At 57.4% G+C, this 12,341-nt stretch carries 6 protein-coding genes; 4 read left to right on the forward strand and 2 right to left on the reverse strand.

All coding sequences use genetic code 11. The features are described 5' to 3' along the window. Window positions 1-3 precede the first annotated feature (3 nt). Together cydB and cydC are read left to right on the forward strand one after the other, a co-directional pair. Complete coding sequence (gene cydB / locus ACN08V_RS01755; protein WP_419104306.1) at window positions 4-1,089, forward strand: cytochrome d ubiquinol oxidase subunit II; 1,086 nt, start codon at window positions 4-6, stop codon at window positions 1,087-1,089. A 225-nt stretch (window positions 1,090-1,314) separates the two neighbouring features. Beyond that, the gene (gene cydC / locus ACN08V_RS01760) at window positions 1,315-5,010 is read left to right on the forward strand and encodes a thiol reductant ABC exporter subunit CydC (RefSeq protein ID WP_419104307.1); all 3,696 of its coding nucleotides are present in this window, start codon (window positions 1,315-1,317) and stop codon (window positions 5,008-5,010) included. A 171-nt stretch (window positions 5,011-5,181) separates the two neighbouring features. On the opposite strand, the gene ACN08V_RS01765 is transcribed toward cydC, so the two are convergent. Both ACN08V_RS01765 and ACN08V_RS01770 read right to left on the reverse strand, forming a co-directional pair. Next, window positions 5,182-7,788, reverse strand: a complete 2,607-nt coding sequence (locus tag ACN08V_RS01765) for a DNA gyrase/topoisomerase IV subunit A (protein ID WP_419104308.1) — start codon at window positions 7,786-7,788, stop codon at window positions 5,182-5,184. A gap of 71 nt (window positions 7,789-7,859) precedes the next feature. Continuing rightward, window positions 7,860-8,627, reverse strand: a complete 768-nt coding sequence (locus ACN08V_RS01770; protein ID WP_419104309.1) for a hypothetical protein — start codon at window positions 8,625-8,627, stop codon at window positions 7,860-7,862. Window positions 8,628-8,947: 320 nt separating this feature from the next. Between ACN08V_RS01770 and acnA the strand changes: the two genes are divergently transcribed. After that, complete coding sequence (acnA, locus tag ACN08V_RS01775) at window positions 8,948-11,632, forward strand: aconitate hydratase AcnA (protein WP_419100494.1); 2,685 nt, start codon at window positions 8,948-8,950, stop codon at window positions 11,630-11,632. A gap of 115 nt (window positions 11,633-11,747) precedes the next feature. Beyond that, the gene (locus ACN08V_RS01780; RefSeq protein WP_419104310.1) at window positions 11,748-12,278 is read left to right on the forward strand and encodes a hypothetical protein; all 531 of its coding nucleotides are present in this window, start codon (window positions 11,748-11,750) and stop codon (window positions 12,276-12,278) included. The last annotated feature ends 63 nt before the right edge of the window (window positions 12,279-12,341 follow it).

The following is a 12,341-nucleotide window of genomic DNA, read 5'->3' on the forward strand; positions in this document are numbered from 1 at the left end:
ACCATGTTTGAGCTTTTTGCTAACCAGCCTCTTCTACCCACCATCTGGTTCGCCGTCATTGGTTTCTTCTGGGTGGGCTACATCATTCTGGACGGTTTTGACCTGGGTGTAGGTATGCTCATGAGCCCTTTCTTTGCCAAAGACGAAAAAGAGCGCCGCCTGCTCCTGAACACTATCGGACCGGTCTGGGACGGCAATGAGGTATGGATCGTGACCGCAGGTGCCGCCACCTTCGCGGCCTTCCCCTTCTGGTATGCTGCTCTCTTCTCGGCTCTCTATATTCCCCTGACCCTTGCTCTTTTAGCACTCATCTTCCGCGCTGTGGCTATTGAGTACCGGGGCAAGAAGAAGAGCGAGCGCTGGATTGCCGGTTGGAATACCGCCATTACTCTGGGATCTTTCGTGATTGCCTTCTTAGTGGGGGCACTGCTGGCCACAACCTCAATGGGCTTACCCCTTGACGCTAACGGCGACCGTGTAGGCGGCGCCTTTGCCTGGGTCACCCCAGCCGTATTTCTGGGCGGATTCTCTATGGTCGGGCTGTCACTACTGATGGGCCTGGCATTTGTAGCCCTCAAAACCGATGGGGATGTTCGCTACCGTGCTGGCTCAGCGCTGGTCAAGCTGACGCCCGTCCTAGCTCTCCCGGCTATCCTCTGGGTCCTGTACATGCAGGTAACCACAGGCAATATGGTGTCCTACCTGCTCACAGGCTTAGCCCTTATTGCGCTAGGGGCTGGCTGGCTGGGCGCTATTGGTTCTTATGAGGGGCGGGCATTTGCCGGGTACGCCAGCTTTATCGGTTTCGCTATTCTGGCGGTTTTCCTAGCTCTTTACCCCAAGGTCCTACCCTCAACCCTGGATTCAGCTTTTGACCTGACCATTACCAAGGCATCGAGCTCCGAGTACACTCTGAGAATCATGTCTGTGGTAGCGGCCTGTGGTATTCCTATCCTGCTGGTCTACCAGGGATGGACCTACTGGGTATTCCGCAAGCGTCTGCTGGTTGAGAGCATTCCTGCTGCGCACGATGTTACTGAACTCGCCCAGCAGCCTACCCGCACTAGTGCCCACACAAGGGGCCTCTAAAAAGAACTCGAACATCCACTCATATCTACACCCTTGCTACCACCTGTTGGGTGTTGACCAAGAGGGGGGCTGGGAGACTACCCCCAGCACCCCCCTTGTGGGCGGAATCAGTCTTGATGTGTGCCTATACCCACTAGCTGTAGTCTAAAAAGCTTGCCGTGTAGCGGCATAAGAACGCACTAGAATGATGAACAAATGTTCGCGGCACCAAGGACACCACAGCCTATGAAGACTCCCGTTTCAAGCAAACGGCCCCCACTGGGGCCCCACGCCAGGCGAAATCTCACTGTCTTCGCGGTCTTAACTGCGGTGAAGACTCTCGCACTGGTTATTTTTGCGGCGGTTTTGGGTACAGCACTGACCTTGCTGGCTCGCATGACCTACTCGGTATTTCACGAGGGTGCAACCTACTCAAGTGCGCACCAGGAACAGCTTGCCATTTTTGCAGGTAATGGACAGGCCCAACTCACGGGTATTCTCTGGGCCAGCCCTTTCATGGAACCCGGCTTGCTCTCCCTTTCACTCACAGGTCTGCTGGCTCTCTTGATTCGAGCTGGTGCCGACTGGTCACTGACCTTTTATGCTCAGAAAGCTGCTACCGGCGCTAAAACGGTCATCCGCCGTAAGATGATTCGACGTGTCCTGGCAACCGGCGGTATGGACACCCCCGATGGTACCGGCGCAACAGCAGTGCTCCTGTCACGCGGACTAAACTCCTTGGACGACTACTACACCAAGACTCTGACAGCTTTTGTTTCTAGCGCGGTCATACCGGCTCTGCTGCTGATCTTCATTGCTATCTACGACTGGGTTTCAGCCCTGGTCATTGTGTGCACTTTGCCCCTTATTCCGCTTTTCATGGTGCTTATTGGTCGCACTACTCAGGAGGACACCGCCCGCGCTCAGCGCGATTTGCTGCGCCTCTCCGACCACATTGTTGAGCTGGTCAAGGGCTTGCCCGTGCTCGTTGGCCTGGGCCGATCACGGGCACAGTCAAAGGCGCTGGGTGAACTGGGGGAGCGCTACCGGCGAGCAACCATGTACACCCTACGCAGTGCCTTCCTTTCCTCCCTTGCGCTGGAACTTATTACGACTATTTCCGTAGCTCTTGTTGCTGTACTCATTGGTCTGCGCCTGATTGAGGGCAACCTGGGCCTGGACGTCGCTCTCTTCGCTCTACTCTTAGCCCCCGAGTGCTACCAGCCCCTGCGTGATGTCGGCACCGCCTACCACCAATCGGAAGAAGGAATTGCTTCCCTCCGCCGAGCACAGGCCATTATCGACCAGCCGATAGCACCCGCCACGGTTGCCCCTGCTGGCGATGTGATTTCGGTTCGTCAGCTATCGGTTTCCTACCCGGGGCGCGCCAAAACCTTGACGAGTGTTAACTTCAGCCTGGTCCACGGAACAACGACTGCGATTACCGGCCCCTCAGGGTGTGGTAAAACCACGCTACTGTCCGTCTTGGGCGGTGCCCTGCGCAATGGGCTGGTCCCAACAGGCGCAACCGGCCCCGTTGAGGTGCAGGGCTTGGTTTCTGGCCTGGGTAACACCGTATGGATTAGCCAATCACCTACTTTCATTGCTTCTACAGCCTTGGCAGAAGTAGCCCTCTACGCAACTGTGACCCGTGGCGAGGGTGCCCTCGATGGCATCAACTACGCAGCTGGGCTACTTGATGAGTCGATCAAATTTACCGATGAGGACCGTGAATACTTTGGGCAGTACCTCGAGGCTGTCGGGCTGGGTAACCTGGCCGAACTTCCGCCTGAGTCCCTCTCTTCGGGCCAGATGCGCCGCCTGGCAATTGCGCGTGCGCTTGCGCGGGTAGCTATGCTCCAGACACAAGAGCAAGGTGTCACAGTCCTGATCGATGAGCCAACAGCTCACCTTGATCCAGTATCAGCGGCCAAAGTGAACGTCGCCCTTGCAGCGCTTCAGGAAACCGGGGCAACCCTGATTATTGTCACTCACGACACGGAACTTGCTGCCGCAACGAATCATGTCCTCGAAGCCACCCCCAAGCCGCACGGGGTGGATTGGGAACTCCGAGCGCAGAATGCTCATAGCCTCGGCAAATTTGCTCTGGCATCACTTGCGACCGCTCTTGAGAACGGCCAGCTGGCTGACTCAGAGCCCTCTACTGTGCCGGTTGCGTCTGCCTCACCTCAGCTAAAGCGCCGCAAGCCCGGTATCTTCAAAACCCTGCGAACATTGGGCTCAATTACCGGCCTGAGCCTACCAAGGGCGGTAGTACCTGTACTTCTTTCGGTTCTTACCCTTGTTTTTGCGGTAAGCCTGACCGCCCTGTCGGGCTGGCTGATTGTTCGTGCCGCTGAACAGCCAGCTATGATGTATCTTCTTCTTGCCGTGACGGGTGTCCGTTTCTTTGGTTTGGGCCGAGCTTCGAGCCGTTACGCTGAGCGCCTGCGCACCCATAACCTGGTCCTCGATGCAGCCAATAGGCTCCGGGTCAGTGCCTGGGATGCCGCCGGGCGAACCGTCCTTTCAGTGCGTTCCCTGCTCCGCGGTGACAAGATTCTGGACCGTTTGGTGGGAGATATCGATGAGCTGCGTGATGCCATGCCTCGCGTTATCCTGCCCGTGGCATCACACCTTATCGTGATGGTACTTGTCGTGGGAGTAACCGCTTGGGCTACCCCGCAGGCAGTCGTTCCCGTTGTCCTCGCTACACTTAGTGCAACCTTGGTCATCCCTGCTTTCGTTCTCAGGGCCGATGCCCGCGCAGACTTTGTCGCGCGCCGGGAAACCTCGGCTATGCTCCGCTTGGGTGTTTCAGCACTTGATGCTGCCAGCGACCTGCACAATAACGGGCTAGACCAGACCGTTGCCCTGGCAATCTCTCGCCAAGATGGTGCCGGCACAGCTTCCAAGCTGAGAAGTTCACGAGCTGTTGGCTTGGGCCAGGGCCTGATGGTTGTCACCTGGTGGGGCGCTGCCCTCGCTGTGCTGGCTTCGGTATGGTCTGCTGTGGAAAGCGGTGAGGTCACCGCTCCTCTTGCCGCCCTTGTCGTTTTGATGATGACCGGGCTGTTCGAGACTACCTCTGGTCACCTTGAAGCGGTACGTTCATGGCCTGCCTTCGCGGCTCTTGTGGAACGTACTCGAGCTAACTTTGAAGTAGTTCACCACAAGGACGATGTTGAAGCCGCTAGGTCCGGTGAAATCCGTGACATCCTGGGTGATCCAGGGGTGGGTGCAAAGAACAGGTCTGCACACAGCTCCATTACTTTGGAACTTGACTCGCTTTCTGCCCGTTGGCCCGATATGAACCAGCCGGTATTCAAGCAGCTGAGTGCTTCTGTATCGTCGGGGCAGTGGCTGGGTATTACGGGGCCGTCTGGCTCAGGTAAAACTACCGCCCTTGCTACACTCCTGGGCTTCCTGCCGGCGGAACAGGGGCAGATTCGTGTCAACGGCAAGATCTTTGATGCGCAGTCACTGCGTGGCTATGCGGCCTGGTGCCCGCAGTCAGCTTATATCTTTGAATCGACCATTGCTAATAACCTGGCGATTGCGCGGGCAACCGATGAACGCCCCACCGAAGAAGAAATGTACGAGGTGCTGGACCGTGTTGGGTTAGGCGACTTTGTGCGTTTGCTACCTGCTGGTTTGAACACCCCGGTGGGTGCCGGTGGCTCCTACATGTCGGGTGGACAGCGTCAGCGTATCGCTATTGCCCGTACCCTGCTGGTGGACTCTCCTCTGCTCTTGATGGATGAGCCCACCGCTCACCTGGATGCCCCCGCTGCCGTGGCCCTGATCAATGAGGTAGCCAGGGGGACAAAACGCAACCCCGGACAAGCTCTCGAAGGCAAAACCAAGCTCCCCGCTGTGGTGCTGGTCTCGCACAGGGCAGAGGACATAGAGGCCTGCGACACCCTGGTGAGCTTGCGCTAGAGTCACTGAAGTTTAAGGAGCACAATCATTGGGCCTGCCAGCTGGAGTGGGTCTAGGAGGCTACTGCCCGCTTCTCTCCCACGGATTCTAGCAACTGCTCCTGAGCCACTCAATACCTTTGGGCCTATCTGGTATGAGATAGGCCCGGCCAGATGCTAAGTTTTGCTTCTTCTAGAAGAGCGGGTCGATAAGGGGGGTAGCCGTGGGCCTACCGGGGTCCTCAGCTACCTCCACTGGCTCTTGCTCAACCGATTGGCTGACGGCAGGCTGTGCCGGAAGCTTCTGTTCCGTGACAGCCTGGTAGTTAGGGCCAATCGCATCAATCCCCTGGGTCAGTAGGACACCGGAGCCATCTCGGGGCCCGAACTCTGTGGGCAGGGTGCGCGCAACACCGGCGGTAGAGACCGCCTTGGCAGGGCCAAGACCTACCCAGGCGAGGGCAAGAGCATCTTCACCCTTGAGGAATCGGTGGGCCCGTACACCCGCTGTAGCACGGCCCTTCTGCGGGAACTCGGTGAGCTCCGTAACCTTGGCCGTAGCGCCCTCATCCCTGCCATTGGTAATAGTGACAACGTGCGCGGTATCCGTGGGGGCGGTAACACCTAAGGCAATGAGCTTATCGTCATCTGCAACCTTCATACCGGCCATACCGCCACCGGTACGGCCCTGGGGGCGGACCTTGCCCGCATCAAAGGTCAGAAGCTTGGCCTGTTCGGTAACAAAAGTCAGCACAGCATCGTTGGAGTCGCATACAGCGGCTGCCACAACCGTATCCTTGGGCTTGAGCTTGATAATCTCAAACTCCGTGGCGTTAAGCGGGTAATCGGGGTTGACCCGTTTGATGACACCGCGTTCGGTGGCAAGAGCTACAACAGCGTTGAGGGGAACCATGCCGATGAGCTTTTCACCCCGTGCCAGAGAAATAGCCTCGGTGGCCTTAACACCGCTGGCAAGCTGGGGAGCGCCAGAACTTTCTTCCAGAACCGGGATATCAATGACCGGTACACGCACCAGGCGACCGCGAGAGGTCACCGCACCGATTTCACCCCGGGCGCTGGTGGGGACCACCGATAGGAAAGCATCGTGTTTGAGGCGCTTGCCGGGGTCAACAAGCGCTTGGCGCTGGCCTTTGACACCTCGAGTACGGCCCAGCTGGCCGGAGGTAGAGAGAATAACCCAGCAGGGGTCATCGGCAATTTCCAGGGACAGCGCGGCCTCTTTCTTGGCCTTAGAAGCGCTGGCGGCAAGAGCCGCAACAGCATCGGCCAGCTCGTCCTTGCTCACAATCTTGGTGCGGCGGTCGGTACCGTACTCATCGGCTACAGCTTGGAGTTCGTCGGAGACCAGAGCGCGGAGCTTGGTATCGGAGGCCAAGATTTCCTGGAGCTGGGCAATCTCAGCCAGTAGCTCTTCACGCTCTTTTTCAAGCTCAAGACGGGAGTACTTGGTGAGCTGGCGCAGGCGCAGCTCCAGGATGTGGTTGGCCTGAATCTCTGTCAGGTCGAAAATATCCATCAACCGGGTACGAGCCTGAGCGGTTTCGTCCGAAGTGCGAATAATCTGAATGACTTCGTCGATATCCAAAATGGCAACCAGCAGACCCTCCACCAGGTGCAGGCGGTCCTGGCGTTTGCCCAGGCGGTGGCCGGTGCGGCGGCGGACCACATCGATGCGGTGATTTACATAGACGTGAAGTAGGTCCATGAGCCCCAGAGTCTGCGGCTGGCCGTCAACCAGGGCAACATTGTTGATGCCAAAAGAGTCTTCAAGCGGGGTGTGCTTGTAGAGTGCGGCTAGAACAGCCTGGGGGTTAAAGCCGTTCTTGATTTCAACGACCATGCGCAGGCCGTTTTTGCGGTCAGTCAGGTCAACAACGTCAGAGATGCCCTGAATCTTTTTAGAGTTAACCCCGTCCTTGATTTTTTCGATGACCTTTTCGGGGCCAACCAGGTAGGGGAGCTCGGTAATGACGATGCCCTGTTTGCGGGCGGTGACCCGTTCAATGGATACCTTGGCGCGGGTCTTGAAGATACCCCGCCCTTTTTCATAGGCATCCTTGATACCGCTGGTTCCCACGATCGTGCCACCGCTGGGCAGATCGGGCCCGGGAACAAACTTCATGATGTCTTTGAGGATGGCATCGGGGTGTTCGAGCAGGTGCCGAGCTGCGGCAATGACTTCGCGGAGGTTGTGCGGGGCCATGTTGGTGGCCATACCCACGGCAATACCGGAGGACCCATTAACTAGCAGGTTGGGGTAGGCCGCCGGTAGGACGGAGGGCTGCATGAACTGGTTGTCGTAGTTGGGTACAAAATCTACGACGTCTTCATCGAGGTTGGCGGTCATAGCCAGTGCGGCGGGGGCCATGCGTACTTCGGTGTAGCGGGAGGCCGCCGGGCCATCGTCCAGGGAGCCGAAGTTGCCGTGGCCATCGACTACGGGTAGGCGCATAGCGAAGGGTTGGGCCAGGCGCACCATGGCATCGTAGATTGCGCTGTCGCCGTGGGGGTGGAGTTTACCCATGACTTCGCCAATGACGCGGGCTGACTTGACGTGGCCCTTGTCGGGGCGCAGACCCATCTGTTGCATCATGTAGAGGATCCGGCGCTGGACGGGCTTGAGGCCGTCGCGGGCATCCGGAAGCGCGCGGGAGTAGATGACTGAGTAGGAGTACTCCAGGAAGCTGGTTTCCATTTCGCTGGTGACATCGATGTCGACAATGTTTTCGGTGATGTCGGTGGGGTAGTCATCATGCACTGTTGCGGTGCGGCGTGCCATTCAAACCTCTTGGTATCAGTGACTGGGCAGGGTGCCCTCTATCTTACCGCCTAGGTTGTGGTCAGGGGCTTTTATAGGGCTGTTTCTTCTTCCCACTGCTGTGGCCGGTGGCTCCGTATGGGCTTGAATGTAAAGTACAGTGCGGATAGGAAAAGGACCATCAGGGCCAGAGGCATAAAGATTCTGGTGGGGGCGTAGTCACCTCCGCCAATACCGAAGGTGTCGGCTATGCCCATTGCCATGTACCAGCCCCAGCCAAACAACAGGTTGGTCAGGCTCAGCGTGGCAGCGGCAGAGCACAGACCAACAGCACGAGCTGGCGAATACGCAATATTCTTACGCAGACGCATGTGCAGGGGGACCAAAACGGCCAGGGGTATGGCCGATACAAGGCCCTGGAACACCACAACCCGCTGGGAGAACTCACCTGCTTCTTTCAGCTGGCGGTATATCTCATCCAGTTCTAGGCCGGGCCGAGCCACCAGCGGGTTCCACATAAAGACGTGGGCTGTATAGAAAACAGCTAGGGCCAGGGTAAGAGTAATAAAGAGCAAGGGAAGTTTTGCGCCGGGTACCGGGTTAACCTTGTGCCGACGCTCTAGAACCTCTACAGGGTCCTGTGGTCTGATTGCCTCTGTCACAGCAAATGTGATGAACGATATGGCTTCAGCCAAGATGCAGAGCGCTAAAAAAATCAGCAGAGCATCCGCAGCTTCTGTGGGTATAGGTAAGCCGCCGAAGGCAGCTCCGCCAGTCAGAGCTAGCGCGCTTCCGCAGATAATCGTTGCCCAGCGGGCAATTGTATTAATGCGGGTTGAAGGGGTGTGGAGATCTGGCATAGGTCTGATTTTACTGGGGGGAGAGACCCCCACGGGTAGTTTCTTTCTCACCCAGATGCAAGGTTTAGGGGTGACCTGTCTGCTGGGCAGTCAGCATGGGGTGTAAATGGCCCATATAATCTGCAACTGGCTTGCCCCTCACGAAACATTTACTAACGCTTTGTCTTCAAAATATGTGAACAACGTGATACGGGGTACACTAAGATGCAGTGGCTTTACGCCTTCCGGCTCACACTGAGCATCACACACCCACTGCACGGACGCGGTGGTACCGGAAGCGGGGAGCCGATCATAAGACAGTGTCGAGAGGAGTCCCACATATGAGCACTGTGGACAGCTTCGGTTCAAAGGGCGTTTTGAACGTCAACGGAACCGACTATGAAATTTTCCGTCTAAAGGCAGTAGAAGGCTCGCAAAAACTGCCCTACTCTCTTAAGGTTCTCCTAGAAAACCTTTTGCGCACCGAAGACGGCGCCAACATCACCGAGGGCCACATCAAGGCTCTTGCAAACTGGGATCCCAGCGCCGAACCGGACACCGAAATCCAGTTCACCCCTGCCCGCGTTATCATGCAGGACTTCACCGGCGTACCCTGTGTCGTTGACCTAGCTACCATGCGTGAGGCTGTCAAGGAACTGGGCGGAGATCCCTCCAAAATCAACCCCCTGGCACCTGCTGAACTGGTCATCGACCACTCCGTTCAGATCGATAACTTCGGTACCGCTGATGCCATTACCCGCAACATGGATATCGAGTACCAGCGCAACGGCGAACGCTACAAGTTCCTGCGCTGGGGCCAGACCGCTTTTGATGACTTTAAGGTCGTTCCCCCGGGCATGGGTATCGTGCACCAGGTCAACATCGAGTACCTGGCACGCACCATTATGGCCCGCGAAGTAGGTGGCGTCCTGCGTGCCTACCCCGACACCGTTGTCGGTACTGACTCCCACACCACCATGGTCAACGGCCTGGGCGTTCTGGGTTGGGGCGTTGGCGGTATTGAAGCTGAGGCAGCCATGCTGGGCCAGCCCGTATCCATGCTGATTCCGCGCGTCGTTGGCTTCAAGCTCACCGGCTCTATTCCCGCCGGTGCTACCGCAACCGACGTTGTTCTGACCATCACCGAGATGCTGCGTCAGCACGGTGTTGTCGGTAAGTTCGTTGAGTTCTACGGTGACGGTGTTGGCCAGGTACCTCTGGCTAACCGCGCCACCATCGGTAACATGAGCCCCGAGTTTGGTTCAACTGCGGCCATGTTCCCCATCGACGAGCAGACTCTGGAATACCTGCGCCTGACCGGCCGCAGCCAAGAGCAGGTTGCACTGGTTGAGGCCTACACCAAGGAACAGGGTCTCTGGCACGATCCCTCAGCAGAGGTCGAGTACTCCGAGTACCTGGAACTGGACCTGTCCACCGTGGTGCCCTCCATCGCCGGGCCCAAGCGCCCCCAGGACCGTATCCAGCTCACCGATGCCAAGGAACAGTTCGCAAACGATATTAAGAACTACGCGGCTTCTGGCGAAGACGCTAAGTCTGTTGCCGTTTCAATGGCCGATGGCCGCGAGTTCGAGCTCAAGAACGGTGCAGTGTCGATTGCGTCGATTACCTCCTGCACCAACACCTCGAACCCTTCGGTCATGATGGCCGCCGGTGTACTGGCTCGTAACGCAGCAGCCAAGGGCCTGACAGCTAAGCCCTGGGTCAAGACCTCTATCGCACCGGGCTCCAAGGTTGTCACTGACTACTACGAGAAGGCTGGCCTCCTGCCTGACCTGGAGAAGCTGGGCTTCTTCGTTGTAGGCTACGGTTGCGCTACCTGTATCGGTAACTCCGGTCCGCTGGAACCAGAAATCTCCGAGGCCATTCAGGAAAATGACCTGTCCGTCACCGCGGTACTCTCCGGTAACCGCAACTTTGAGGGTCGTATCTCACCTGACGTCAAGATGAACTACCTGGCTTCACCGCCACTGGTTATCGCCTACGCCCTGGCCGGTAGCATGGACTTCGACTTTGAGAACGATGCCCTGGGTACCGACGCAGATGGCAACCCCGTCTACCTCAAGGACATCTGGCCTGACCCCGCCGAAGTACAGCAGATTATCGACGCCTCTGTCGATACCGACATGTACACCAAGGAATACGGCACCATCTTTGACGGTGACGAGCGCTGGCAGGCCCTGGACACTCCCACCGGCTCCACTTTCGAGTGGGACCAAAAGTCAACCTACGTGCGCAAGCCCCCATACTTTGAGGGCATGACCATGGAGATCACCCCCGTAGAGGACATCAAGGGCGCTCGCGTTCTTTTGAAGCTGGGCGACTCTGTGACCACCGACCATATCTCACCTGCAGGTTCCTTCAAGGCAGATACCCCTGCTGGCCGTTACCTGATTGAGAACGGGGTAGAGCGTAAGGACTTCAACTCCTACGGCTCACGCCGTGGTAACCATGAGGTCATGATTCGCGGTACCTTTGCCAACATCCGCATCAAGAATCAGCTGCTGGACGGTGTTGAGGGCGGTTTCACCCGCGACTTCACCGCTGGCGGTGAGCAGACTACCGTTTACGATGCTGCACAGAACTACCAGGCTGCGGGTATCCCGCTGGTTGTACTGGGCGGTAAGGAATACGGCACCGGTTCATCACGCGACTGGGCAGCTAAGGGCACCACCTTGCTGGGCGTCAAGGCTGTTATTGCTGAGTCCTTCGAGCGTATCCACCGTTCTAACCTGATCGGTATGGGTGTTGTTCCCCTGCAGTTCCCTGCGGGTGAATCCCACGCCTCACTGGGCCTGACCGGTACCGAAACTTTCGATATCACCGGCCTGACCGAGCTGAACGAGGGGACTACCCCCAAGACCCTTAAGGTCACCGCTACTGCCGAAGATGGCACCGTCACCGAGTTCGACGCTGTAGTACGCATTGATACCCCAGGTGAAGCCGACTACTACCGCAACGGCGGTATTCTGCAGTATGTTCTGCGTAACCTGGTGCGCGGATCCTAACCACCGCGCAACCTAGGCTGGCTCTAGCCAGTTAGTCTGGAGGGCCTGCTCTACCTATCGTGGGGCAGGCCCTCCTCTATATCCAAACTGCGGGTAGCTACTGTAGCCTATCGGTATGACCCAGAATAATTCACAGTACAAAGTGAGCGCAGGTCCCGCATCACGAGAAGGGCCGGCTGTCGTTCTGTGGCTGGGGCTTGTCTTGATAGTAGCGGGGCTTGTGGATGCCTTCCTGCTGGTACCGCTCACCGGTGGGGTAGCTAGCGGATTGTCGGCCTATCTGATATTCGTAGCCCTGGGCTGGGTCTTCTTTGCGCTGTGTCTTGTGGCCTTTGCCTGGTATCTTGTCAGCGGTACTCCTCTTCTCAACAGGCCTCAAGCCGGTGGAGCACTGGGCGCAGGGCGCTATCTGGCTAAAGTGGGGATTGCTTCTTGGATGTCGGCCTGGATAAGCCTGACCTATATTTTGCCCGGGATGCTAGCCAGGGAACCCTCGCGTGATGCTACGGGTGACCACGATGCCCTGCAACATTTTGCCTTAGGGGATTTTCTGGTTTCGCTTGGTATGCCCGCACTGCTTCTAGGTCTTATTGCCTTCTTGAGCGCCGCTGTGTGCTTTGCTTTGGCAAGGATAAAAGCCTCCTAGTCGCTATATGCCCCGCCTACTGGTTCTCTTTAAAAATTAAAGAGGCTGTTTTCCTCCCGCCTG

It is taken from the genome of Rothia sp. P5766 (genome assembly GCF_048513555.1).
GTDB lineage: Bacteria > Actinomycetota > Actinomycetes > Actinomycetales > Micrococcaceae > Rothia.